General features: G+C 48.5%; 23 protein-coding genes, 1 tRNA gene and 1 pseudogene. 4 read left to right on the forward strand and 21 right to left on the reverse strand.

The features are described 5' to 3' along the window. The 7 genes from BM091_RS01145 to BM091_RS01175 form a co-directional block, all read right to left on the reverse strand. Positions 1–1,899 (reverse strand): SurA N-terminal domain-containing protein, encoded by a 1,899-nt coding sequence (locus BM091_RS01145; RefSeq protein ID WP_093392815.1) that lies wholly within the window; start codon positions 1,897–1,899, stop codon positions 1–3. A gap of 34 nt (positions 1,900–1,933) precedes the next feature. Beyond that, complete coding sequence (locus tag BM091_RS01150; protein WP_093392817.1) at positions 1,934–2,185, reverse strand: PLDc N-terminal domain-containing protein; 252 nt, start codon at positions 2,183–2,185, stop codon at positions 1,934–1,936. Beyond that, a complete protein-coding gene (locus tag BM091_RS01155; RefSeq protein WP_177193471.1) occupies positions 2,182–3,852 on the reverse strand; it encodes a GTPase family protein in 1,671 nt (556 codons plus the stop codon). The genes BM091_RS01150 and BM091_RS01155 overlap by 4 nt, the downstream gene beginning before the upstream one ends. A gap of 15 nt (positions 3,853–3,867) precedes the next feature. Beyond that, positions 3,868–5,577, reverse strand: a complete 1,710-nt coding sequence (locus BM091_RS01160; protein ID WP_093392820.1) for a GTPase — start codon at positions 5,575–5,577, stop codon at positions 3,868–3,870. Further along, positions 5,577–6,545: a DUF4126 domain-containing protein gene (locus BM091_RS01165; RefSeq protein ID WP_093392822.1), complete on the reverse strand. Its 969-nt coding sequence runs from the start codon at positions 6,543–6,545 to the stop codon at positions 5,577–5,579. Before BM091_RS01165 ends, BM091_RS01160 begins: the two co-directional genes overlap by 1 nt. 100 nt (positions 6,546–6,645) lie before the next feature. Further along, positions 6,646–7,263 carry a LysO family transporter gene (locus BM091_RS01170; RefSeq protein WP_093392824.1) on the reverse strand — a complete coding sequence of 206 codons (618 nt, stop codon included), beginning with the start codon at positions 7,261–7,263 and terminating at the stop codon, positions 6,646–6,648. Continuing rightward, a complete protein-coding gene (locus BM091_RS01175) occupies positions 7,260–7,544 on the reverse strand; it encodes a LysO family transporter (RefSeq protein WP_093392825.1) in 285 nt (94 codons plus the stop codon). Before BM091_RS01175 ends, BM091_RS01170 begins: the two co-directional genes overlap by 4 nt. A 246-nt stretch (positions 7,545–7,790) precedes the next feature. On the opposite strand from BM091_RS01175, the gene BM091_RS01180 reads away from it, so the two are divergent. After that, positions 7,791–8,639 (forward strand): DUF72 domain-containing protein, encoded by an 849-nt coding sequence (locus BM091_RS01180; RefSeq protein WP_093392827.1) that lies wholly within the window; start codon positions 7,791–7,793, stop codon positions 8,637–8,639. A 5-nt stretch (positions 8,640–8,644) separates the two neighbouring features. Here the strand turns inward: BM091_RS01180 and BM091_RS01185 are convergent, their stop codons facing one another. Then, positions 8,645–8,917, reverse strand: a complete 273-nt coding sequence (locus tag BM091_RS01185) for a DUF3303 domain-containing protein (RefSeq protein WP_093392828.1) — start codon at positions 8,915–8,917, stop codon at positions 8,645–8,647. A 66-nt stretch (positions 8,918–8,983) separates the two neighbouring features. Here BM091_RS01185 and BM091_RS01190 point away from each other — a divergent pair. Further along, a tRNA-Sec gene (locus BM091_RS01190) sits at positions 8,984–9,082 on the forward strand. A 2-nt stretch (positions 9,083–9,084) separates the two neighbouring features. Here the strand turns inward: BM091_RS01190 and BM091_RS01195 are convergent. From BM091_RS01195 to BM091_RS13805, 11 genes and pseudogenes are all read right to left on the reverse strand, one after another. Then, positions 9,085–9,480: a secondary thiamine-phosphate synthase enzyme YjbQ gene (locus BM091_RS01195; RefSeq protein WP_093392830.1), complete on the reverse strand. Its 396-nt coding sequence runs from the start codon at positions 9,478–9,480 to the stop codon at positions 9,085–9,087. 12 nt (positions 9,481–9,492) lie between these two features. Then, on the reverse strand, positions 9,493–10,902 hold the full coding sequence (locus BM091_RS01200; protein WP_093392831.1) for a hypothetical protein: 1,410 nt from the start codon (positions 10,900–10,902) through the stop codon (positions 9,493–9,495). A gap of 89 nt (positions 10,903–10,991) precedes the next feature. Next, on the reverse strand, positions 10,992–12,209 hold the full coding sequence (locus tag BM091_RS14365) for a (Fe-S)-binding protein (RefSeq protein WP_093392833.1): 1,218 nt from the start codon (positions 12,207–12,209) through the stop codon (positions 10,992–10,994). A gap of 184 nt (positions 12,210–12,393) precedes the next feature. Next, on the reverse strand, positions 12,394–13,236 hold the full coding sequence (locus BM091_RS01210; protein ID WP_093392834.1) for an FAD/NAD(P)-binding protein: 843 nt from the start codon (positions 13,234–13,236) through the stop codon (positions 12,394–12,396). 14 nt (positions 13,237–13,250) lie between these two features. Further along, positions 13,251–14,309 carry a 4Fe-4S dicluster domain-containing protein gene (locus BM091_RS01215; RefSeq protein ID WP_093392836.1) on the reverse strand — a complete coding sequence of 353 codons (1,059 nt, stop codon included), beginning with the start codon at positions 14,307–14,309 and terminating at the stop codon, positions 13,251–13,253. 24 nt (positions 14,310–14,333) lie between these two features. Beyond that, entirely contained in the window at positions 14,334–15,305 is a 972-nt protein-coding gene (locus BM091_RS01220; RefSeq protein ID WP_093392838.1) for a 4Fe-4S dicluster domain-containing protein, read from the reverse strand. Positions 15,306–15,308: 3 nt separating this feature from the next. Then, entirely contained in the window at positions 15,309–15,740 is a 432-nt protein-coding gene (locus BM091_RS01225; protein WP_093392840.1) for a hydrogenase iron-sulfur subunit, read from the reverse strand. A 15-nt stretch (positions 15,741–15,755) separates the two neighbouring features. Continuing rightward, positions 15,756–18,917 (reverse strand): FAD-dependent oxidoreductase, encoded by a 3,162-nt coding sequence (locus tag BM091_RS01230; RefSeq protein ID WP_093392841.1) that lies wholly within the window; start codon positions 18,915–18,917, stop codon positions 15,756–15,758. 39 nt (positions 18,918–18,956) lie between these two features. Further along, positions 18,957–21,002 carry a formate dehydrogenase subunit alpha gene (fdhF, locus tag BM091_RS01235; RefSeq protein WP_093392843.1) on the reverse strand — a complete coding sequence of 682 codons (2,046 nt, stop codon included), beginning with the start codon at positions 21,000–21,002 and terminating at the stop codon, positions 18,957–18,959. Beyond that, complete coding sequence (locus BM091_RS14190) at positions 20,992–21,480, reverse strand: 4Fe-4S dicluster domain-containing protein (RefSeq protein ID WP_342745442.1); 489 nt, start codon at positions 21,478–21,480, stop codon at positions 20,992–20,994. Before BM091_RS14190 ends, fdhF begins: the two co-directional genes overlap by 11 nt. A gap of 150 nt (positions 21,481–21,630) precedes the next feature. After that, positions 21,631–21,975: pseudogene (locus BM091_RS13805) on the reverse strand (FAD-dependent oxidoreductase); the annotation flags it as partial. Positions 21,976–22,440: 465 nt separating this feature from the next. Between BM091_RS13805 and BM091_RS01250 the strand changes: the two are divergent. After that, entirely contained in the window at positions 22,441–23,226 is a 786-nt protein-coding gene (locus BM091_RS01250) for an ABC transporter ATP-binding protein (RefSeq protein ID WP_093392848.1), read from the forward strand. After that, positions 23,190–24,416, forward strand: coding sequence for a SufB/SufD family protein (locus tag BM091_RS01255; protein WP_093392850.1), 1,227 nt, complete (start codon positions 23,190–23,192; stop codon positions 24,414–24,416). Before BM091_RS01250 ends, BM091_RS01255 begins: the two co-directional genes overlap by 37 nt. 56 nt (positions 24,417–24,472) lie before the next feature. Here BM091_RS01255 and BM091_RS01260 read toward each other — a convergent pair whose 3' ends face one another. After that, complete coding sequence (locus BM091_RS01260) at positions 24,473–25,198, reverse strand: DUF6125 family protein (protein ID WP_093392852.1); 726 nt, start codon at positions 25,196–25,198, stop codon at positions 24,473–24,475. Between the two features lie 125 nt (positions 25,199–25,323). Then, the gene (locus BM091_RS01265) at positions 25,324–26,271 is read right to left on the reverse strand and encodes a hypothetical protein (RefSeq protein WP_093392854.1); all 948 of its coding nucleotides are present in this window, start codon (positions 26,269–26,271) and stop codon (positions 25,324–25,326) included. Between the last annotated feature and the right edge of the window lie 216 nt (positions 26,272–26,487).

A 26,487-nucleotide genomic window follows, 5' to 3' on the forward strand; every position in this document is an offset into this window, starting at 1 on the left:
TCAGATATTCTGTAACACCTCCACATCGGCCTTCTTCTTTTGGGATTCTTTCCAGCCCTGCCAGTACACTTCCGATAAAGAAGATTTTATAAATCTCTGCAACCTTGACACCTCTTTGGTCACTTCATCATCAGTTGGTTCACGGGTTTCTCTCCACTGACAAACCACATACCCGGAAATCGTTCTGAAAGGAGCTTCAGGGAAGGGCTTTTCTTCCGAAAGAGACATAAGAGCCTCCAGATCTTTTCCGAACACACCAAGAGACAGGTCAGGTTTGAGAAGACCAACACCACCCGACTCTTTAAGCTCCAATCCCAGTCCATCTGCCACGGCCCGAAGAGATCCCTTATCTTTTGCTTCTTCCAGTATCCTCTCGGCCATGTCTCTGGCCAGTCTATCTGCCTCATCCTTCTTAAAGTCTCTCTCAACCTGCTCCCTGGCTTCTTCAAAAGTAAGAGAACGCTGTTTTTTGATGTCCTTAATCTGAATCACAACGAAGCCGTCCTCGGTTTCCAGAACATCCGAAATTCCTTTTAAAGGAAGCTCAAAAGCCTTCCTCAGGATGCTCCCTTCCGTATCCTTAATGTCCTGGATGTGACCTCCTTGTTCAATCCATACCTCTCGGGTTACTGCAGAAGCAAAAGAAGGTTCTCCTGCCGCAGCAAGCACATCCCGCTTTGCAAAGGCCAAATCGGCAAATCGGCGGGAAACACCGTAAGCCACATCCCTGGCCTTCTCGTTTGTGATTTTTTGCCTGATTTCTTCTTTTACCTCTTCAAAGCCCTTCTGTCTTTCCGGTCTTATCTCTTCCACTTTAATTATGTGGAATCCATAGCGAGTGCGCACGATATCGCTTATCTGACCCGGCTCAAGTGAAAAGGCTACTTCGGAGAACTCGGAAACCATCTCGTCCCTGCGAAAATATCCCAGATCACCTCCTCTCGATGCGGTTGGGCCTTCCGAATAGCGGCGTGCAAGCTCGGCAAAGTCCTCTCCGCTTCTAGCCTTCTGCAATACAGCTTCTGCTCTTGCCCGAACCTGTTTTGCTTCTTCCTCTGTGGCATCCACCGGAAGCCGAAACAGTATATGACGTGCCCTTACCATCTTTTCCTGATGATACTCTTCATAATGGTCATCGTAATACGCCTTCAGTTCATCTTCCGTGACATCGACTTCACCGGAAAAGTTTTTCACCGGGAAGAAAGCGTAGGCAATAAGCCTTTTCTCGGGATCTACATACCGGTCTGCATGATCTTCAAAATATTTTTTCAGAGCATCTTCATTAACTACCACCCTATCGGCAAAATCGTCGGGGACGATCGTGACGAAAAGAAACCGCTTTTCTCTTTTCAGGTACCTTGCGTATTTCTCGATCTCGGCCCCGTCGACTACAGCCTGTCTTTTTACGAAATTCTCCAGCTTTTTAAGTGTAAGCACCTGCATCATTTCGTATTCAAAGGTTTCAGGAGTAAGCCTATTTTGCTGAAGAACCATTCTATAAAGCTGAGGATTGAAGGCACCATTTGATTGAAAGGCGGGCATAGATGCAATGGCATCCCGAACTTCTGCCACCGATACCGAAATTCCCAGCTCTCGCGCTTTCTGCAACAAGACAATACGCTCAATGAGCAAATCCAGGGCTTTTTGCTTAAGGTCCAGCTTTTTCAAAGCTTCTTCGGTAAATCTGTCACCCATCTGCCTTTTATAATCTTCGAGCAACCGGTCGTATGTTTCCGTGTAATCCTTCCAGGTTATATAAACATCCCCTACTCGAACGATGTGGCTCTTCTGACGGGCCTGATAGGCATAACCGCCCCAGAAAATGAACACCACAACTATGAAAAAAAGTGCCACCTTGATAATCCAAGACGTCGCATGTTTTCTTACAAAATCAAGCATTCGAAACCGGCCTCCTCGTGAGAATTAAAACCCTCTACCGGGTTTTTTCTCCTGTGTTCAGAGCCTCCGATATAGAAGCAAAAGGATCCATGGGCTCCGTTTTTTTCCTTTCAAACAAAATGTACGCCAGAGCGCCAAAAAAGGGAAAGGTCGATACGGCAAAAAACCACAAAAACTTTCTCCGAAATGATCTGAACTGTCTTTTTGGAATGTCCTGAATGGCCCAAAAAGTCGGAACAAGGGGTAAACCGAAGAGGATGAGCACCAGAATAACCTTGAATATCATCTCGGATCTCTTTCACTCGTGGGAAAGATCTCCCGTCGTTTGTTCTCTATCATTTTTCTTATGGCCAGAAAAAATTCATCACAAAGCGCAGCGGCATCTTCACTCAGAGCTTCTATAAACTTTTCAACCCTTGCCTGCAAGGACTTCCTGTAGCGGGAACAAAAATAGGCACCCGCCATCAATTCAAAGATTATGAAAACAAGCACGGCTCCCAGGCCGTCCAGGCTAAACATCTTTGAAAAGAAGTTAACAAGAAGCGTCATGATCCGCCCGGTTATCCCCGTATCCTGAACCGCCCAGATTTCTCCAACAGAAGCAACGAACAAAAGGAGAAGCCCCAGATAAACGAATCTCTGGTAAAGTCTGAAAAATAAGGAGCCCATCTTTAGAGAATCCGTTCTTATGGAAGATTCCTTCCAGAAATTCATCGACTGACCGAACATCTCCGCCAGATTTTTCTCGCTCCAGAGGTCTTCCAAAGCGGCCATCACGGAAGGCGGAATACCCCTTGAAACGGCAAAAGCCATCATACGATTTTCAATTCGCCTGAAGACGGGAGAAAGGGTTGAAATTATTTCCTCATCACAATTTTTCAGATCCCCTGTCTTCCTTTTTCCTCCCATCAACGAGATCACACCGTGCACCAGCCTTGCCGGACCTATCAGGTTGGGCTGTGCTTCCATTATTTCCCTTACCTGAGGAGCCACACAAAGTGCCAGCCATTGAAGGATCACTTTTGTGAATTTTTCCCGGCTTTCATCATGGAGTTCTTCAACGAGACCGTTCATCTCGTCAATTACGAGAGCAACACGCTCTATCTGCTTTTTCCCGAGCTCAAGTTTCTCAATCAAATACGACATTTCCTGATGAATATTAGCCTTTTTGATCTCCCTGACCTCTTTGAGCTCTCTTTCTCGAAGCACTTCTCTTCTGAAAAGCTCCCATTGATTCCAGGGACTAAACTCCCTTGATTCAAAAGCTTCAAGAGCGGATACGGCAAAAATGACGGGGCGAGGAATCCCTCTTTCTGATAGATACTTTTCGAAGGTCTTTACGGCCGCATCTATTGATCGATAATCTTCGGAAGCAATGAGATCCACCTTATTCAGAATGAAAAAATAGTTCTCCGGGCTCTTATACCGAACCGCTTCTTTCAGGAAGTCGTAAAAAGCCTGATCGGCGTACTTTTCCGGCGAGGTAATCCATACCAGGATATCCAGGTTCCTTAAGAAAGAAAGAACACGATCTCGATGCTCTTCTCTTATGCTATCGAAATCCGGCAAGTCGCAGAGAATCAATCTCTCGGCACCCTGCGCTTCGTGGGAAAACACCACCGACGGGACGTCACCGGGGGGAAACCCCTTCGGGAAAGGCGTATTCAGATGATGGTAGATGATCACACGGTCCGTATAGGGTCGCCTGTGGCTGACCCTGGAAATTTCTTCGCCTGCCAGAGCATTCATTACCGTGGATTTTCCGACCCCCGTGCCACCCAGTATACCGATAACCAGGCCCTGTTCTGAAAGTTTCTCAAGGTCTCCTTTGACTCTTTGTAGCCCTCTTTCGAGTTCCGAACGCTCCCTTTCATCAAGTGCCCAGGAAGGAAGCCCCTCCAGCAATCTTTCGGCTTTCTCTATGTCCTTTTCCAAATCCAGACGAGCTCCCATAATCACATCCCGCATCTAGGATATTTTCTTCAGGAACCTTTCACAAAGACAGACGGCTTCATCAACCCGTTCGTCGGGAACGCGAATGTGCATCAGAGCGGACAGGAACCTTTCTTTCTGCATGTTTATGACCTCCTCCAGAGCCTGCCTGTATTTTTCTATCAGCTCTTTTCCTATCCTCTGAACATCCTTCCGCGCAAACCACTCTACGGCTCCTTTGCTTATAAAGGGTGCAAGCACGGAATCCAGGGCTGCTTCAAAGAGGCTTATACCACCTCCCAGAGCCGCTTCAACGGAGAGCATAAAAAGGGCCCAAATGACAACCGTTGAATAAATGCCCCATTCTTTGGTTTTCGGGATTCCCTTGCTGAGCTCAGCAAACTGTCCTTCCAGCCAGAAAAAGAGCTCTTCAGACCGACGAATTAAAAAATTTTTCACCTCGCCGTCTGACAAGATTAACTCAGGGTCTCTTAAAACTCCGGCAACGGGCATGTTTTCGTATCGTGATGATAGCTCGTACCACTTTCTAACATATCCGTCCAGAGCGGCGAGAACACTTGAGTAATCCAGGTTTTCCCGGAGGGTTGCCACCATTTGCTTTTTATCAGCCCTTTCAGATCCTCCCGGAAACCCCAGAAGTCTTAAAGGTACTCCCAAAATCTTTCTAACAATCCTGCGAGGCCCCGCAAGGAAGTCATATCGAGAGTAGAACCGACCAATCTCAGCCTGCAATGCGGCTTTAACGGAATCTATGACCTCTTGACCGTGGCTGTGAATAAGAGACTCATAGGATTCCCGGGCGTACAATTCGACCTGCTCTATAAGCCCGTCGATTTCCCTGTTTTCCCTCTTCAAAACCGAGCTTATCTCATCGCAAAGGCTTACGAGGCGTTTGCGGAGAAATTCATCGGATTCTTTCATAATTGACGACTTTCTCTCTCCGAAACACCTTTCCGTCAGCCATAATCTTAAAGGTTCGCAAACCATATCGGAGCAATTCCCGGAAAGGACCGATGGATCGTATGGCAGGACGAGGATATCGCCGGCTCCCAGGCTTTTTATCCTGCTACGATCTTTTATCAGTGATGCCACATCTTCTCTGATCGTTTCCGGATAATGCACTTTATTCACCACCAGCCCAAGATCGGCACTTTCTGAAAGAAACCTGTCCAAATATTCGACGAGCTGCAAATCGGCGTATTTTTCCTGACTAACGACGAAGATGACCATATCGGCCAGAGCCACCATCCATTCGGCAAGTTTCCTATTACGATCTTCAAGGCTATCCAGGTCTGGCGTGTCTACGAATATCCAGCCCGATAAAAAAGGGTTTTCATGTCCTACGATGCTTATACGATCCGGCGTCCCGGAGGCGGGGAGTTCGTTATCAAAAGTGTTTGAGACGCCCCATTCTTTCAATTTATGGAAAAGAGCATCAAGTCTTTTAGAAGGAGCGGCCAGAATAACCCCACGGGTTTTGGGTCTCTCCACTCCCGTAATGCTGGCCGGGAAGCCACAGAGGCAGTTAAATATGGTCGATTTCCCGGTACCGGTTCCGCCGACGATGACGCACCAGAAAGCCGGCCGACAGTTCTTTTTCACATCCCAGAGAGAAAGCGTATGGACAAATCGTTCAAGATCGGCTTTGAATTTTTCCGGTTTAACAGTGAATCCCGGAATTTCAAGATCCTTAAGTTTTTTCAGAGACTCCGTGATCTCCTCCATCAGGCTTTCTTCTCCAGCTCAAATAGTTTGGCTCTGAAAAATTTTTCGGAAGCCGCGTTAATGAAAAATTCCCATTCTTCGCCGGTATCAAAGTAAATGCGGCACAGATAGAATAGTCGTCCGGGCCTACAGATCCAGACGAATCCGGTACCTCGACGAAATATAACCCTTTTTCGTCCCATGCGCCGTAAACAGAAATACACCCCTGCTTCCGTTATAACCAGCCAGCCAGAGCTAAAGCGTCTCGTCGAAGGTACGGACCTGACGAAGGCCGGGCCGCACCACTTAACCCTTTCTTCCGATTCTCGAACTTTGGACCAGACCGTTTTCCACTTTTCCGGAAGGTCAGAAAAGTCTTCAAGAGAGGAATAGCGTCCGGAAATACGCCACCATAAGCCTCTCAACATCATAGAAACTGCGTTGAAAAGGACAGGTAAAACAAACCAGAGAACGACACCGATGGCAAGCACTATAAAAAAGCTTAAGAAGGGATGCTTCATGGCAATGTAGGCCATGGACACCGCTATTACATCCTCGCCCACGCTGGCCACCACGTTCGATACGGGTTCCGGACTTATCTGCAAAACCATCCTCGTCCCCGCTTTGGTCGCATGAGCAAGACCAGCGATGAACATTCCGAGCATGAAGGCAACAACTTCAGCAACGGGGGAACCATTTGCGACGGAAAGAAAGGCCAGCAATGCTCCACCGAAAGGCCGTATGAAGGTGTGCAGGAGATCCCACATGGTATCCAGTCCGGGAATTTTGTCCGCGACAAATTCGAGAAAATAAAGCACCAGAGCAAGTCCTATAACACCATCGTTGGCCAGCACATACAGTTCAGGGGGTACATTGGACACCGCCTTGAACTTCACCGCGAGGCCCACAACGGCTATGGTTGCATATAGATTAATTCCCGATACAAAGGAGAGTCCGAGCAATCTCCCCAGAAGAGCAATAGCCTCCATGGCCCTTCATCCCCTGCTTTAATTACCTCCTATCGGCGAATTCAATAAGGCCCAAACATCTCTTCTCCTCGGAAAAACACAACATCAGAGAAGGGCTCCATTACCCGCTTCCCAGGCTTATAAAAAAGGGAACCAGAAGGGGAACCAATGAGGAAAGTATAACCCCGTTTACGAAGGCCACTATTACCACATCCTGTTTTCCGGTATACTTCGCGATTACCGGCAAAGTAGTGTCCATGGTCGTTGCTCCTCCAGGCGCAACCACCGTCATGGTTCCACAGTACCGGGCAACAAAGGGTATTGTAATGATGGAGAAAACTTCTCTGAGCACGTTACTCAGGAATGCCACAGCACCCAGCTCCGGTCCGTGAAGTTTTGTCAGCAAAATACCCGAAAGGGAATACCAGCCGAATCCGGATGCAACTGCCAGGGCTTCGTTCCACTTCAAGGGAAACACAAAAGGGACGATCAAAGATCCCAAAAAGGTACCGATTATAACCCCGAAAGGAACGTATAAAATCGACCACCTGGAATGCCACAGGTCTTTCAGGGTTTCTCGATTCCTTCCTATGTCTATACCTATGCCCACGAGAAGTATGTACAGTCCGTATTCGATCAGGCGCTCTGAATTACTAACCCACAATTCCGGTAACAACCCCTGCCATGCGAGAAAGAATCCCACTGCTACCGTTCCCAGCATCAACACAACCGCGTTCATTTATCCGGTTCTCTCCTTTTCAAAATGAATCTTTCAATCATCCACACGACGAGCACACTGCCGACAAGAGTTACCAGAGCAAACAGGGCTGCTCTAATCCCTATAAGGCCCAACTGGCCAACTACATCGGGATATGATCCCAAGCGAACTCCCATAAAAAAAAGAAGAATAAAAAGCCCGAAGTTAAGTATCTTTTGCCCTGCCCTGTAAAATCCTTCCGGCATGGATGGAAGCAAACCCAGAAAAATACCCACGAGCACTGCTATAAAAAGATAGAGCATGAATTTCCGACCTCACACGCTTTCAACTTTAACCATAACGTAAAGTGGAAAATTACCACGATTTACCCCTTTTACGCCAGCCGATATTGATGCATTAGAAAGCCGATAAGCTCGAAATGATTCTTTATACCGGACGGTGCGAATAAACCCATGGAGCCTTATGGCAAGTCCGATCAGGAACGTGATATAAATTGACTTACAAACAACAGACCGGAAGGGCCAAGGTTTTTGCCAGGGAGTTAGAACATGCCGGAAAGGAAATCGGCTAACATCCTCGTCGGTCCGGCGGGATGGTCTTATCCCGACTGGAAAGGAATTGTTTATCCCGCCCGCACTTCCCGAAACTTCGACCCTCTTGTTTTTATCAGCCAATACTTCAACACCATAGAAATTAATGTCACATTCTACCGGATTCCCCCGACAGGGACGGTCCTCCAATGGTGCGACAAGGTTCGGGACAGGAGCGGATTTATGTTTACGGTTAAAGCCTACAGGGGGTTCTCTCACGAGCCGGAAATTCTATCACGAGATGATATAAAAGCCTTTAACGCACTTCTTGACCATCTCAACAGAGAAGAAGTACTCGGTGCCGTACTGGTTCAGTTCCCTTACCGCTTCCATCAGAATTTTGAAAACAGGAAACACCTCATAAAGATTAAGGACCATCTTTCTTCATGGCCCTTGGTTGCGGAGTTTCGCCACAGGTCATGGCTGAACCCTGCAGTTCTTAATTTCCTTTCAGAACTCAACATGGGATTCTGTGCGGTGGACCAGCCCGAGGTTTCTGCTTCACTTCCACTGATGCCGGTTACAACGTCGTCGATAGGTTACTTGAGATGTCACGGGAGGAACCGGGAAAACTGGTTTGGGCCTGACAGCGATAGAGACAGGCGATACAACTATCGCTACAGTAAAAAAGAGCTTCTTCAAATTGCCGAAGTTGCCAGGCAGATGTCAATTAGGACAGAACGCCTTTTTGTCATATTCAACAACCACTTTCAGGGAAACGAGATATTCGATGCTGCTTACCTATCAGAGCTGATGGGAATTAGCCGACCCTGGCCCTCATGGTGGTGCGTAAACCGAGATGAATGAGAACCCTACTTTGAAAGTTTTTTGTACAGTTTGATTGCTTTATCCATTTCCATGACGGGTACAATTTCAACATAGCCGATTCCGGACCAGGGGAAAACGGCGCTTGCCAGATGAACTTCATCCTCTGCCTCGATCAAGCAGAAAACCCTGTGCCCTGAAAGGTCGAACCATTCTCCGATCACATTTACGCCAGCCTTTTCCTTATCAAAAGCAAGGCGGCGATCGATCACCTCTTCGCGGTCGGAAGGATCGTATTGAAATACGGCCATAAAAAGCATCCTTCTTCCTCCTTTTTTCCTATGCAACTTGTCAAAAGCCCGTCTCTTCGCTATAAAAATCTTTGCGGAAGTGCCCAGCCCGCTGGTGGGGCTCCCGGACTTCAAATCCGGTGGGGGGCAGTGAAGGCTGTCCCCGGTGGGTTCGATTCCCATGCACTTCCGCCATTTTATTTCTCTCCAAGGACCTTTACCAGAACCCTCCGTGTTCTGGGTCCGTCAAATTCACACAGAAATATTCGTTGCCACGTGCCCAGTACCAGTTCACCTCTTTCAACAACAACCTGCACACTGCTACCGATGATACTCGTTTTTACGTGGGCCGCCGCATTCCCTTCCATGTGCCTATAGCCCCCCTGCCAGGGAACCAATCTTTCCAGAGTATCCAGGATATCTTTCATTACATTCGGGTCTGCACCTTCGTTGATTGTAATACCTGCCGTAGTATGGGGAACGTAAACTACGCATATACCACTCTGCACGCCCGAAGCCCTTACGGCATCCCTCACACTGCCGGTAACGTCCACGGCATCACTTCGGGCCCTGGTCTTAACCTGGAAAGTCATTGCAAAACCTCCCTAACCAAGAACAATTAACCCGGAATCAAGACTACGATATCTCCCTTCCGACGCCTCTCTTTCGGCTCCTTCCCCGGCCTCGACTACAGTCAAAGCAGCCCAGCCAGTCCCCGGAAAGTTTGAGAGTTTGGAAACCTCTCTCAGGACATCATCGAACAAGACCTTACCTTTTTCCACAATACTCCTGAAAGTTTTTACCGTTTCAACAGCACTCTCAGATAAACCCAGAACATCCGGCACATTTTTTACATCCACTGCCATTGCCATCTCATACCAGGTCGTCCAGTAATAAAGAGAAGAAAGCAGGTGTTTCAGAAGAAACGCAACAACACGAGAAAGACCCTCGTAATTGATGTGCTCCGCAATTTGATAAAGACAGGACGCCGTAACCTCGTCTCCTCTGTGGATCCACTCCAGCACCCCATCTTCAAGAAACATACGGTAGCGGCCCAGAACCCATCGATCCAGAGTGCTCAAGTATTCAGCTATTCGTTCTTCAAGTACCTCCGTCATAACTCTTTTGGGATAGTCAAGGCGCGATAAAATAACATCTTTAAATATATCGACACACCGATTACAGTCCATGCCCAGAAAATCATAAGGCCCTGCAGCGGCACAAATCCTGGCCACATTGCGCAGAGCTTCACCGATATCGGTTTCTGGTAAGGTGCGACTCAGGAATTCGCTTACCTTAGGCACAGTAAACCCGGCAATAAACTTCCTGGCATTCGCCAGATCCATTTTAAATTGAGAAGTAGCCCTATCCTTATAAACCTCCACGTATTCATTAAAAAGAGATACCGCACACTCAACGGATACAGGAACCCGAAATCTCGATCGCCTGTTTAAAATATCTCTTGTCTCCCTAACCAACCTTCTCGAACCGGCCATGTAGCCCACAACGAGTTTGCTCAAATCCCTGTCTTCCTCACAAATAATAAAAACCCTTTCTTCTTTTCCTCTCGGCGGGAACTCTATTTCCAGAGAACGATAGCTAAAAACCTTTTCTCTCCAGATATAAGCCTCAGGGCTTTCGGAAACATCCGAAGCTCCATGACCAACCCTCACCACCCTTTCTTCCTGCTCTTCGTCCAGGCTGATACCTTTCTGTTCAAGCCTGTACCGTGCCCTGCGAACGATTTTCCTAGCCCCGGAATTTTCCAGATTGCCGTATAATTTCTTAAAAACTGCCAATCCTGCAGAAGACGGGCTTTTGCTAATCCTGTCGAGCAGTAAGGCGAGAAGCATTTCACGATTCTGAAAGCGATCTCTTAAAGTGGAGATAAAGGTTTCGAAGGTTTCGCCTTCGGGGTTTTGAACTTCAAGCCGCTCAATTATTGCATCAAGCTCCCTTTCTTCCTCCTGACGCAACCTTATATCCTTTTTTTTCTCCTTTTTCTGCCTTTTCATCCCCGATCATTGCCTCCTTACGCAAAAATCCCCCTGTGGAAAACCTTCCACAGAGGGACTGTAACACAGACCTATCTGATCTGCCAGTTTTACTCGGTCTCGCTTTCTTTGGGCTCAATAATCAAGGCGTCGGCAACAAACTCCCACAGATATTTTACCTCGATATCCAGATCGTATTCCTTTCTCAGGCTCTTCATAATCTGGTCACGGCAGTTATGACAAGGCGCGACTACTATCTTGGCCCCCGTTTCTTTTATCTGTTTTGCCTTGACCCTGCCGTAAAAAATTCTTTCTTCGGCATAAGGACTTGCCCAGGCCCCTCCGCCGGCGCCACAGCAGAAGTTATTTGCTCTGTTGGGGTTCATGTCGACAAAGTTTTCGCAACACTGCTGGACAATCCACCGGGGTTCTTCGTAATAGCCGTGGCCGAAGGCTTTTTCACTCTTGCGGGCGTAGTTACAGGGATCGTGATAGGTTACGAGTTCCTGATGGACAGACTTATCAACCTTGATTCTTCCCTGTTCAAGATATTCCTTCAAAAGGTCGTGCACACTCAAATATTTTACGTTTTCATGCTTATACCATTTTTCGAGACCCAACCTGGTCGCGTAGTATGCATGCCCTCATTCAGGTAATAACAGGTACTCACACTCAAGCTCTTTGTAATTTTTTACAATTCTTCCAACAATTTCCTTCATCGCCTCGTCATCACCGGTGAAAAGCCCCCAGTTGACACCTTCCCAGTTTTCGGAAGGAATGGTCCAGGACTCACCGGCAGCATAAAAAATCTTCCACCAGAAGGTCATATCCTCCGGCTCTGCAAAGGGCTCTTTGGAATTCACCGTAACAAGTATTCGAGCGCCTTTCTTATCCACAGGAACTTCAAAACCCGGAAGCTCTTCCGCCAGCTCCGCTCCGACATCTTCAAGCAGGAAGAGGAAATCATCCTTGGGAATTCCCAGATTGTTCCCGGTTTTCAAGCACATTTCCACGCCCTTGTGCAGAGTCCCGGGAACCTGATCACGGGGCCTGAGTGAGCGTGCAGATCTGAGCAGAGTGAGCAAGTCAATCCCCATGGGACACGCATACTCACAGCGGCCGCACAGCGTGCATACCCAGGGAAATTTTGAATTTACAATCTCATCATCCATCCCCAAAACGGCAAGCCGTACCACCTTTCGGACATCCAACCCCTCAACGCCCGAAACCGGACAACCGCCGGCACAGGTACCGCAGGTCAGACACCTTTCGGCGTACTGACTTGCCAACTTACGACGTTCTCTCCTGGTAAGTAACAACGGCTCCATACATACTCTCCCCTTAACCAGTGTTGTCCCCCTTTTCGCAAAAGCATTCCAAGCAGGACCGTGGAAAGTTTTTCACATTCTAGCGGTTTGGCATAGAAATATCAAGTAACAATGCCCGGAATCATTCTGAAAATCAATGGAGCGGACGGGTTATCCGCTCCTCGGACTTTGCCGTTGAAAAATCCTAATATTCGTTCGGTAGCCTGGATAGCTGTTCAAAGGTAAAAACCGGTCCGTCTTTACATACATACTCCGTACCGATATTGCATCTTCCACACATGCCTATGCCGCATTTCATGCGCATCTCAAGGCTTGTTATAATGCGATCGGGAGCAAAACCCAACTCGGCGAGAACCGGCAGGGTAAACTTGATCATTATGGGCGGGCCGCACACTATGGCATAGGCATTCTCCGAGCTCGGGGCCTTCTGCTGGGTTATTGTGGGAACGAATCCGACATTATACCGCCAGTTCGGATCATCCGTAGCATCTACGGTAAGATGTAAAATCAAATCATCCCTTTTTTCCCATTCGAACAACTCATCTTTGTACAGCAACAATCCGGGATGCCTCGCTCCATAGATGACGGTGATGTCCCCGAACTTCGGACGATTTTCAGGATGAAGCATGTACACCACAGAAGATCTGAGGGTCGTGAAGGCAAAGCCGCCCCCGATTATCACCACATTTGAACCTTCCAGCAGGCTCCAGGGATAGGGCTTACCCAGAGGCCCCCGGACTCCAATGATCTCCCCGGGCTTTATGTTGTGAAGGTAAGTTGTGACCTTGCCAACTTTATTTATCGTGAACTTAAGGTAACCTTTTTCCGTAGGAGAACTGGCAATTCCGATGGGAATTTCTCCCTGACCGGGAACCGATATTTCGGCAAACTGACCCGGAAGATAGCGAAAAGCCTGCTCATCTTCCGGATTCAGAAACTTTAAATGATAAGTCCTCAAATTCCGGTCGGTAGTCTCAACGATAATGTCTTCTATTCTAACAGGGTATGGTTTGTAAGGATTCTTCACGTCATCCCTCCAAACTAGACAGGGCACTCACATTGAGAAACCATGAGCCTTATCACTTCACGTATATCGATATTCACGGGACAAAACTGCACACACCTCCCACATCCAACGCAGGCAATGCCCAGGCCGTATTTGTCCACGTAATATTTCAGTTTGTGCATAAACCGCTGGCGTACCCTCTGAAGCTTCTGCGACCTGGGGTTATGACCGGATCCGTGAAGGGTAAAAAGTGGAAACATACAGGAATCCCAGATTCTGAAGCGGCAGCCTTTTTTCCCATAAACCTCGTCCTGTATGTCGAAACACCAGCAGGTAGGGCATAAAAAGGTACATACACCGCAGTTTATACACGCAAACTGCACATCTTCCCACATGGGAGCATTGAAAAAATCAAGCACAGGTCTTTCTGCAAGAGCTTTAAGATCTCCAATCGTGTTAATGTGTTTCTCTGCCTCTTCACGAATACGATCACGCTCCGAAAGATCCTTCTCCGAAGCAACTTCCCCACCGGCAGGAAATCTTTCCAAAAGGTCTCGCCCCTTTTCACTGACGGCCTCAATGATATATCCGTCACCACAAGGAGAGATCAGTACATCAAGGCCCCGTGGATCGAAAGGTCCCGATCCGGTAGCTTTACAAAAACAGGTGCTACAAGGCACGCTACAGGCCAGGCCAATCAGACAGGTTAAACTGCGTCTCTCAACCCACCATGGGTCCTTGTATTCCGGCGTATCGAAATTCACATCCATTATCTTCATTGCATAGGCATCACAGGGCCTTATCCCCACAATCACCCTGGGGCTTATATCTTTTGCGGCTTCCACCAGAATGTTCCTGTTGGGATCCTCCGGATCCAGAGAAAACTCAAACATCCGCTCAGAATGAGGATGAAAAAGATTCTTGGGAGAAAGCCGGGTATTAACGAAGGACCAGTTTATTGCCCCGGTCCGGTCAACTGGCCGAAACTCATCATAGTGTCCGACTCTAACGGGTGCAAATACCCTGTAGGAACCGATAAGTCTTTTTACCCAACTGTTGAGATCTTCCAGATTTTTCACCTTAAGGGGCTTCATAACTCAATCCTTCCGATCGGTCCGCTATTTTATAAAGTTATCAGGATCGTCAGGCCGATACGTGTCTAGAGGCGGTCGTTCATCCGGATTCACGCCTGCTTCATATCCGAAAAATTCCTTCACATCTTTTTCCAGTTTTTTGGTCAGCATACGCACAGGGATTCCAACAGGGCAGGCTCTTTCGCAGGCTCCACAATCGGTGCACCTACCCGCCAGATGAAAGGCTCTGAGGACATGAAAGGTAAAGGTATCGATGGGGTCTATGGTTTTTCCCAACCACTGAGGTTTGGATTCATCAACAAAGCATTGAGGGCAGTAACAGAAAGGGCAGGCATTACGGCAGGCGTAACACCTGATGCAGGACTTAAAAAGATCCTTAAAGTATTCCCATCGCTCATCGGCGCTTCTGCCCTCAATTTGTTTGACATCGGCATACCTGTCAATCCGAGCTTCCGGGACAGGATCACCGACAAGCTCATCGTAAATTACAGGGTTGCGATGAACGCAGATGGCGCAATTTTGTTGCAGATATTCGTTCCGCGGAAGCTCCCGGGAAAACCTCTCTCCCCGGCCGTTTTCAATAACCACTCCCTCCACATACAGTTCTTCCCCTCGCTCTTCGACGTAGGTAATATCCCTACCGTCAAAGGCTTCCCTTACCCTTCTCCGATCGAGCATTCCCCTGCAGGGAACACCAATAATGAAGAGCTGTTCTCTAGAAATTTGATGTTCCTGCATAAGGACAACAATACTGCGGCTGTCACAACCCTTCGCAACGACGGCTACTCTGTCGGTCCGCTTTGGGATATATTTTGCCAGGTTAACACCGCACCACCCATCCCAATAGAGTTCTCCAACCCTGTCGGGGTTTTTTATAAATACGGGTTCGTTCACCATGGGAATGGTGCCTTTTCTGAACCCTATTATTCCGTCCACCTGACCGTCCCTAAGGAGTTTCTCTGCAATTCGCCTGATTTCCTCGGTATATTCGCGCATTTTTCATTCCACCTCGGCTTCTCTCTTCACAAGGCGTCGAGCAGGTCCAACACTTTTTACGGCTTCCACCACTTCCTCCGCAACCTTCGCAAACTTTGTGGCTTCCGCGGAGGATATCCAGGAGAAGTGGATCCTTTCAGGCTCAATTCCAACGTACTCCAGCAGGTTCTTAAGCAAGGCAAATTTGCGCCGTGCGTAATAGTTTCCTGCTATGTAGTGACAATCCCCGGGATGACAGCCTGAAACCCACACACCATCAGCACCCTTCCTCAAGGCCTGAATTATAAACTTGGGATTCATCCGCCCCGAGCAGGGAACTCTTATGATCCGAATAAAAGGCGGTTGCTTAAATCTACTCACACCCGCAAGGTCGGCGGCTCCATAAGAACACCAGTTACAAAGAAAAGCTATTATCTTCGGCTGCCAGTCGGACATATTAAGACTCCTCCATCAGGCACATTCGATCATGGAGAAAATGTGGGCATCGTCAAATCCCATGAGATGTATTGCACCAGATCGGCAGGATGCTACACAAAGGCCGCATCCTTTGCAAAGGGCAGGGTTTATTTCTGCCTTGCCTTTGTCATTGAACCGCGGGGCAGAATAAGGACATATGCTCACACAGGTCCCACAGGAACTGCAAAGCATCTGATCGGTTCGCGCAACAGTCCCCGGAAATCTTAGAGTCCCTTTGGCAAGAACGGTCACAGCGCGAGCGGCTGCGGCTTTCGCCTGGGCAATACTTTCATCTATGGACTTGGGATAATGAGCCAGGCCGCAGACGAACACACCGTCCGTTGCGAAATCAACAGGCCTGAGCTTGGCGTGAGCTTCCACGAAAAAGCCGTCTTCATTGAGGGGGACCTTAAAATACTGGGCTATCTTATTATAATCTCCCGGGACAATGGCAGCGGCCAGAGCTACAAGATCCGCTTCAAGGCGAATCGGTTTCCTCAACACATGATCCACCACTTCTACAATTATCCTGCCGTTATCCAACATAACCACCGGCTTGTTGTCCAGATCAAACCTTACAAATATAACCCCCGCTTCACGGGCTTTTAAATAAAGAGATTCTCGCTCCCCGTAGCTCCTCATATCCCTGTAAAGCACAAAGACATTGCAATCGGGATTTCGGCGTTTAAGTTCCAGAGCACTTTCCAGAGTATGGGTACAGCAGACCCTGCTACAGTAAGGACGATTTGGTTCGCGGGAACCAACGCACTGGATAAACACGGCGGTTCCGACCTCCGCAAGTTTCGGATCCTCCACCCGGAAAAGCTCATCGAGTTCAAGATGTGTCACGATCCGTGGATCATCACCGTATCGGTACTCTTCCGGTTTAAGTTCATGAGCGCCTACGGCAATGATTGCAACACCGTGAGAAATTTCGATCACTTCTTCACTTCCAGAACCATTACCCTTCCGTGACCGTATTTTCGTCCTGAAATTACCAACAAAACCGTCAACATCGACGATCTCCGAACGAAGATAGAGCTTTATCAGTGGATTGTTTTCAACGGACGAAATAAGTTCTTGCAGATAACCAGAAACATCCTCACCAGTCCAGGTACGGTACAGACCACGGGCCGTTCCACCCAGCCTATCAGACTTGTCTACCAGATGGACCCGGTATCCCTGATCGGCAAGGCTTCTAGCGGCAACCATCCCACTTACACCACCGCCCACAACGAGCGCTTCCTGATTTACTTCAAGAACCGGCTCATCCAGAGGCTCCAGCAGAGCTGCCTTGGCCACCGCCATTCTCACGAGATCCTTCGCTTTCTCTGTGGCTGCTTCCCTGTCATCGTGAATCCACGAGTCCTGATTTCTGATATTTGCCATCTCAAAGAGATACTTATTCAACCCGGCACTCTCCAGAGTCTCCTGAAACAAAGGCTCGTGAGTTCGGGGGGTACAGGCAGCAACGACAACCCTGTTGAGATTGTGCTCCTTTATGGCTTCACGCATCAGAGCCTGTGTATCCTGCGAACATGTGTAGAGATTATCGGCCACGTACTCAACATAGGGCAACGTCTTTGCGTAGTCTCGAACCGCCTGTACATCAACGGTACCGGCTATGTTTATACCGCAGTGACACACGAAAACTCCGATCCTGGGCGGCTCGTTACGAACATCCCTCTGAGGCGGAACTTCAACTTCCCGGATAAGACTCCCCCGTGCAGGGCTCAAGAGCCTCCCCACATCCGCAGCCGCAGCACTGGCCTCCATCACAGACTGGGGTATATCCTTGGGCCCCTGAAACACACCGCAAACATAAATCCCGGGTCTGCTGGTAGCAACGGGCTCAAAGACACTGGTTCTACAAAACCCGTTTTCGTTGAGTTCTACGCCGAGTTTTTCTGCAAACTCCCGCATCTCCTCTGTAATTTCAAGCCCTACGGAAAGGACCACCATGTCGAAGGTTTCCTGTACAACCGAGCCGTCGTCCGTCACATAAGCAAGCTCAAGATCGCCTGTGCCGGGAAGGACATTAACGCTGTGAACCCTGGACCGTATAAACCGCACTCCATGTTCCTGCCGGGCACGGTTGTAGTAACGCTCAAAGTCCTTGCCGTGAGTCCTCATGTCCATGAAGAATATGGCCGTGTCCAGATCACGTCCGGCATGCTCCTTGGCTATTACGGCCTGTTTAATTGCGTACATACAACAAACGGCCGAACAGTATCCGTTATCGCAGTGATTTATGTCCCGGGAACCGACACATTGAAACCAGGCGATCTTTTTCGGTTCCCTGTGGTCGGAAGGTCTTATAAGATGTCCTCGAGTAGGGCCGGAAGCAGAAAGGAGCCGCTCAAATTCAATGGATGTGACGACGTTTGGATGCCCGGAGTAAACGTATTCTTCAAGACCCTGTGGCTGAAAGGTCCTGAATCCGGGTGCAAGAACGATGGCACCCACCTCAAGCGTTTCCTTTTGCTCCCTATCATCGTGCACAACAGCCTGAGCCTGACAAATATATTCACACCCCTTACACTCCTGGCGACCCGTAAGCTTCAAACACCTGCTGTCGTCTCTCACGGCCTTGAGCGGTACAGCCTGAGGATACTTTATGTAAATGGCTTTGCGATATGACAAACCTTCGTCGTATTCGCTGGGTATCAAAAGCGGACATATGTTAATACGGCTTATGGCATTTTCAGGACAGGCCTCAACACAGCTCCAGCATCCCGTGCACTGAAACGTATTATAAACAGGCTTCGCACAGTTACAGGCTTCCGCCTGTTCCATCGAGCAGACAATGTTTATCACACGCAGTCGGTCAAGGTTGATCTCGCCTTTTTTCTCAAGAGCCCTTAAAGCCCTGACATCACACCCCCTGAGAATTGCCGCCAGCCGCAGATCGGGCCGCTTTTTAAGCATGAGGCGCAAGGTTTTTGAAAGATTATACTTGGGCGGCTGTCCCTGAATTAGAGAAAAAAGCGGCGGAACCCCCTTATCGCGCTTCCACTCTGTAACGAGCTCGTCGAGTTCTTCTGCATTACGAAAAAGATAAGGTCTGACTACCCCGTTGATCTCTTTGAGTCCAAGAACCCCGTCGAACCCTTCTCTAAGGGCTTCAAGGGCTTCCGCTTTTATCCTCTCGTCCATAACCTCGCTCCCGTCGTCTGTTTTCACTCCGACGCCGCACTACCCCTTTTCGATCCTCACAGCACACACCTTAAAACCGGGAATCTTGGAATAAGGATCCAGCACCTTGTGATCCGTCAGAACATTGGCCGCACATTCGGAAAAATGCATGGGTATAAAAATCACACCGGGCTTAACCTCCGACGACACCTTTACTTTTATCGAAATCGATCCCCGTCGCGACGATACTTTCACCACATCACCATCTTTCAAACCGAGCTTTGCCGCATCGTCGGGATTGATGTCCACGAAACCGGTCGGTATCTCGGCATTAAGGGTATCAATGCGACGGGTTATGCTGCCGCCATGCCAGTGATAAGGAACTCTACCTGTGGTAAGAATCATGGGATAATCATCGTCGGGTTCCTCAGGGGAAGCTACATAGTCAACACCGTAAAACCTGCCCTTACCCCGGGGAAAGCTTTCTGCATGTAAATAAGGCGTCCCGGGATGGTTTTCATCAGGACAGGGCCATTGCAAGCTCTCTCCACCATCAAGTCTTTCGTAAGTGATGCCACGATAGCTGGGAGTTAACTGCCTTATCTCGTTCATGATCTCTTCGGGCGAGTTATATTCAAAGGATTTGCTTCCCAGTGCCTTGGCCAGGCTGCACAATATTTCCCAATCGGCCTTTGCTTCTCCAGGGGGATCAACGGCCTTTCTTACCCGCTGAACCCGCCTGTCGGTATTCGTAAAGGTACCTTCTTTCTCTGCAAAGGTTGCGGCGGGAAGCACATAATCGGCAAGCTGAGCCGTTTCGGTCATGAAAATATCGATCACAACCAGTAGATCGAGCCGTGAGAGAGCCTCTTTCACGTGGTTTAAGTCCGGATCGGTAACGGCGGGATTCTCACCCATAATAACCAACCCACGAAGCTCGCCTCTTAAAGCAGCACTGCTCATTTCAACTATGGTCAGCCCGGGCCTGTCCGGAAGATCGCCACAGCCCCAGAGGCGAGCATATTCAAGCCTGGCCTGCGAATCAGTTACAGGGCGATAACCCGTCAAAACGTTGGGTAAAGCCCCCATGTCGCAGGCACCCTGAACGTTGTTCTGACCCCGAAGAGGATTTACTCCCGTAGAAGGCCTGCCCACATTCCCCGTAAGCAAGGCCAGATTGGCTACGGCTTTAACATTATCCGTGCCGGTGACGTGCTGAGTTATTCCCATGGCATAAAAAATCATGGCTGAAGGGGAAGATGCATACATGACAGCGGCTTTTTCTATGAGTTCACGCTCCACGCCGGTAATGCGGCTCACGGCGTCGAGGTCATAGTCTTTTAGTTTGGCCTTCAGTTCGTCAATTCCTTCCGTTCGAGCTTCAACGAAATCGTCGTTAACAAGTCCTTTGTCCAGAATGACACGGGCCATGCCGTTGAACAATGCAATGTTTGTCCCGGGGCGCAACTGCAGGAAGAGATCGGCATGCTGAGACAGCGGGATTTTTCTCGGGTCTATAACAATAAGACAAGCCCCCCGCTCTTTGGCCTCCAGCATCCAACCCGCAATAATGGGATGCTGGCTCGTCGGATTGCTTCCCGTAACAAGCATGCAGGAGGTTTCCGGAATCTCCGGGATTGAATTCGTCATGGCTCCGGCACCAAAAGACGCCGCAAGCCCCGTGACCGTAGAGGAGTGGCACAGCCTTGCACAGTGATCAACATTGTTCGTTCCGATGACCCCTCTTGCCAGCTTCATCATCAGATAATTCTCTTCGTTGGTACACTTGGCGCTGGAAAAAAAACCTAAAGCATCAGGACCCGACTCACTACGAAGCCTGGTAATCTTTTCGGCAATTTCATCCAGAGCCTGTTCCCAGGAAATTCTTTCAAAACGGTTTCCAACCCTTTTGAGAGGAGCCGTAAGCCGATCGGGATGTTGAATGAATTTATGAGCATTTCTTCCAAGAATACAGAGTTTGCCTCGACTTATGGGATGCCACTTTACCGGCGAGACACCTAACACTTCATTATCCATCACTTCGAGAAAAAGATTACATCCCGTCCCACAAAATGGGCACGTCGTAAGGACAGAGTCAAATCGCATGCCTAATCCTCCTCACGCGCTCCTCTCCCACCTTTTGAACAAATTCCAGAATGACCCTGCGAACATCTTCTCCGGCACCGGGAATCAGGTCAAATACTTCACCGGGCGTGAAATACTGGGTCAGGTCCTGAAGGGTCTTCAAAGGAATACCTACCGGGCAGGTAATTTCACACTCACCGCAGAGCACACAGGTTTCGTAAACGTGATAGGCTCTTAATAGATGAAAATCGGGATATTCGGGCGGTACGTGAGCTCTAGCTATCCACTTATCAAAACTCAGTTCTTCTGGAGGATCAAGATAAACGGGGCACACCTCAACACAACCGTAGCAGCGTATGCATTTGGAAAACTGTTCATTCCAGAAAGCGCTTCGCTCTTCAGGGCTCATGAGAAGCACCTTCTGCAGGATAGTCGGTCTTTCAACCACCTTACGGGCCTCAAGGGCGTCCACAATTCGATCAACGGCCACGTTCGTCATTGCAGGTTTCTGACCCGGATTGGATTGGGCACATGCCACGGCACACTCACCACACTGAACGCAGGCAACCTCATCTATGTGCACCCGATCAACCCACAGCTCACCGTCTCTTTCCCGAGGAGGATGATCTTCTCCAACATAAGTCCTCGTGCAATCACCACAACCCGTACACCTTTCCATATCAACATAGCGGGGCTTCCGCTTTATTTTCACACGAAAATTCCCCGCTTCTCCTTCAACGGATTCCACTTCCGCATAAGGTATGAGTTCTATGTTGGGATGCCGGCCGACCTCGACCAGTTTTGGCGAGATAATTCACATTGCACAGTCATTGGTCGGAAAAGTTTTGTCAAGCTGAGCCATCACTCCGCCGATGCAGGGTTCCTTTTCAACAAGATAGACAAAATACCCGGCATTCGCCAGGTCGAGAGCATTCTGCATTCCTGCAATTCCACCGCCAACAACAAGAACAGCGCCTCGAACGTTGCCAGCCATCATCAACCCCCGATATATTTGCACTTGTGTTCACAATCACAGATTACCTCAGCCCTTTTCAATTTCACCATATCCGTTTTTGTGAAAATAAACAAATCGACATCGGATCGTCAAGACAGAAGCGAAACTGATTCCTCATAGAGTCAGGAGGGACACGAAGCTATTTTCTCATCTCTGTACCCTCTGTACCCCCTTTGAAACCAACGATTAGCTGAGGGCTGCCCGGTTAAGATCGTGGCTAGAGGCATGATCCGGTATAAATTCGGATAGAGGAGCCGGGAGAAAGGCGGGAAACGTGCTTAAGCCTTTTTTCGAAATGGTCAAGACAGAAACCGAAGACCGAAGAAATAGTTTCACAAACTTTAACGCTTGCCTTTAGATCCGAAAATGCTTATCAATAGCTGACCGGAACAAAAATTCAATTATATATCCATCAAGAGCATTAAGCTCGGGGAGTGTTTTGAAATGTTTGTCATCGAAGACCTTCAGGTAGAGCTCGCCGGGAAGCTGATTTTGAAACACATAGATATGGAAATAAAACCCGGAGAAACCCATGTCCTTTTCGGGCCTAACGGCTCCGGCAAGACATCGTTACTGATGACCATTATGGGCTTCCCCCAGTATAAAGTGGTAGCCGGAAAGATTTACTTCAAAGGGATTGACATAACCAACCTGCCCATCCACGAAAGAGCCAGAATGGGGATCGGTATGTCCTTTCAGCGCCCACCCACGATAAGAGGCCTTAAAATACGCCAGATGATTAAGTTGTGCTCGGGAAACGGCGAAGACCTGGATGTGGAAGCTCTTGCCAGAAAGGTTAATTTTCAGGATTTCCTCGACAGAGATGTCAACGATGGTCTCTCCGGCGGAGAAATCAAACGATGCGAGCTATTGCAGCTAATGGCCCAGAACCCCGATCTTTTGCTTTTCGATGAGCCGGAGTCGGGAGTTGACCTGGAAAACATGGAGCTGGTGGGAAAAACGATTGCACAGCTTCTCGGCCAGGAAATCGAGCCGGGAACAGACAAATCCATTCGTCAGCAGAAAAGAGAACGCCGTAAAATGGGGCTTATCATAACTCACACGGGGCATATTCTCGAGTATGTTACGGCTTCAAAGGGTCAGGTACTATATGACGGAGTTTTGAGTTGTGTTGAGAACCCACGGGAAATATTAAAATGTATAGCCCAGGTAGGATATGAGGAATGTGTGCGATGCATGATAGGGAACAATTCAGGGAACGCGCATTAAAAGCGGTAAACAAGAAAGCCGCAATAGGGGAAGACATAGACCTTAGCCAGTTTGATAAGGAAGCTCCGCCTCCCAGGCTTCTGACCGATGAAGAACTCTGTTCACTGCCCGAGATAGAACGCCAGCTCCTTGCCATGGCGGGTATAGATGTCACCGAAAAGGAAAGGGGCGGAACCTTTTTTCAGAAGGACATAGGCGTAGTCCACTGCGATGTTAAACAGGAAGGTGTTGAGGTAATACCGCTCAGGAAAGCCCTTGAAGAGTGCGATTGGATATGGGATTACTACTGGCAACTCGTCCCCGTAGATGCCGACAAGTACACTGCTGCGGCGGAGCTCGAACTTCACGACGGTTATGTCATAAGGGCACTTCCCGGAACCAAGACAATATACCCCCTTCAGGCATGTATGTTTATAGAAAAAGACAACCTTCAGCAAAACGTCCACAACATAATAATTGCCGAAGAGGGTTCTGAGTTACATATCATCACAGGATGTGCCACCTCTCACAAAACAAAAAGAGGCTTACACATCGGCATATCGGAGTTTTTTGTTAAGAAGAACGCCAAACTGTCCTTTACCATGATTCATAATTGGGCAGAACAGATGCATGTTCGACCACGTTCGGCAGCCCGGGTAGAGGAAAACGGGTTATTTTTGAACAATTATATCTGCATGAAGCCCGTTCAGTCACTCCAGATGTATCCCACCACCCACCTTGTAGGACCAAATGCAATTGCCCGTTTTTACAGCATTCTTGTTGGAACCCCCGGCTCAGTTTATGACGTAGGCGGGCGAGTGTACTTAAACGAACCCGGTAACAGGGCCGAAATAGTATCGAGAGCCATAAGCAACGGCGGTCACATCATCGCTCGTGGGCATCTAATCGGTAGATCACCGGACATAAAGGCACATCTCGAATGCCGTGGGTTGATACTTAACGGCGGTATTATACACGCCATTCCCGAACTGGAAGGTCATGTCGATGGTGTAGAGATGTCTCATGAAGCGGCCGTTGGCAAGATTGCTCAGGAAGAAATTTTTTACCTTATGGCGAGGGGTCTGACGGAAGACGAAGCCACGGCCACAATAGTCCGGGGTTTTCTCAATGTGGACATCCCCGGCCTGCCACCTCAGCTTAAAGCCGAAATCGACAAAGCTGTGGAACAGAGTGATAAAGACGTGATGTAAAGGATACCGGGAAGGGGAGCAGTTCCGAAAACACTCCCCTTTTCGTGATCCTGCAATCATTCGGTAATTGTAAATTTCCAGGCACACCACCATTCGTCCGGATGTTCATCGGGGGGACAGGCTATACATTCCGTCTTTATCCTCGGGTCAATGGTTCGTGCAAAGGCTGGGTATTCGACAAGCCCGGCAGATTTGCAGGGATAATCAGGTAGTCCTTTTCGTTTCCGGGCTGTCTGGACCCTGCATTCATTCATGCGGAAGATGAAGGTCTTATCGTCCACATCCTCGATGGATTGCCTGTTTATTCTAGCATAGAGCCTTAAACCCAGTGCTTTTCTCAGCCCTTCCAGACCCGGCTTTTCGGGCATTCTAAGGAGCTTCTTTATACGATAGGCTTCATAGGGAGAAAATCTGGTCCAGCAGGTATCATTACATCTTTTGGCATAATCCATACCATATCGCTTTTCCACGGCCTGAAACCATACCCCGTCATTGGCCAGCCAGTTTACGCAGACAGCATCAAGAAGCTTCAATAACTCGTCTTCGCTCTTTTCTTTTAAAGGCACAGGAATACCTTCTTCCACTTCAAAGCCCAGAACCCGGGATAGCCTGTTCATCATTATAGCCCAAGAAGTGTCTCCTGCCTCATCTTCCACTTCGAAGGCCTTTTCCATACCGAGCTGATGTTCAACTTCCCGAAACCACAAGCCGTAATGAATAATGGTTCTCCTTAACCCGTCCATCACCATTTTTATCAAGATCTCTTTGTCAAGTTGACTCATCACAAAGACCTCCAGGGAATTTGACCCGTTTCGTATACGCAAACCACTCTAAACCGGTATCAAAAAATATTACGACACTGCATCCGTTGTCAATCAAAGTATGTAATGCAGCGGATTAAATTGATTTAAAGCCTAAACTGATAAGAGAAATAGAGTTTTATACCTTTATGTTTCAGGTACTCTCTCACCTGAGGAGATGTTTGATAGGTTGCTGCAACGAGAATTTTCTCTCCGGGGAAAAGATGTTCAAGTCTCGGTATTTTCTTAAGGAATGAATCAACGTCTTTTTTCTTCAGCTGGGTTTTGCACTCTCCCAGAATCCATATCGGTTTCCCGTCTTTTGTACCTCTACCGAGGATATTAATTTCCTCGTAGCGTCCCGGAGAAACCTCCACAAAATCTCTTTTTATTTCATCCACGTGCACACCTTCCTGAACCAAAAGACCCGGTAGAGAAGCGTAAGCCCGGTCTTCCAGAATATATCCTACCGTGTGGGCCAGCCCTCCCAGTTGCTCACGGGTTGTACTATGGTCGCGAATAAGTTTTCTGAGAGTCTCTTCGGTCTTTTTCTGGGCTTCGGCAAGTTCGTTAAGTCTCTGCTCCGTTTTCTTTTGGGCCTCAGCAAGCTCTTTAACCTTTTTCTCAATATCCCTCTGCGCCTCAACAAGCTTCTCTACCGTAGCCTCAAGCCTCCCAACACGCTCCTCGGTAACACGCTGAGCCTCAGCAAGCTCTCTAACCCTTTCTTCGGTCCTCCGCTGAGCTTCAGCAAGCTCTTTGACCCTTTCTTCAGTATCCCTCTGCGCCTCAACAAGCTTCTCTACCGCGGCCTCAAGCCTCCCAACACGCTCCTCAGTAACACGCTGAGCCTCAGCAAGCTCGTTGATTCTTTCTTCCGTCTTCCTTTGAGCTTCGGCAAGTTGCTTTACGATCTCTTTCAGTTCATTGAATTCGCTCTTTGTTACGGACTCCTCCCTCTGGCGCTCAATTTCTTCAATTACGCCTATGAGAACATCCCGGAGTTCGGGGGGTACTCTATCAAGTTTCCGTATAAAGGCCGCACTGACCGGCATTTATGCTCCTCCCGGTAAAGCTTGCTTTAATTATCGGGCAATTTTAGGAAAGGTCAATAAGCTAAGTTCTCACCCGGAATTTTTGTTTATCCGAAAAGCCAGAACCCATAATCCCATCCCCAAAAAACAATCCATCCCTTCAAACCCGGACCATCTTCCGTCTTGATACCAAAATTAATCGACAAATCGCTCCTAATAGGGTTAAAAATAGAGATG

The sequence above is a fragment of the Thermodesulforhabdus norvegica genome (assembly GCF_900114975.1).
Classification (GTDB): domain Bacteria; phylum Desulfobacterota; class Syntrophobacteria; order Syntrophobacterales; family Thermodesulforhabdaceae; genus Thermodesulforhabdus; species Thermodesulforhabdus norvegica.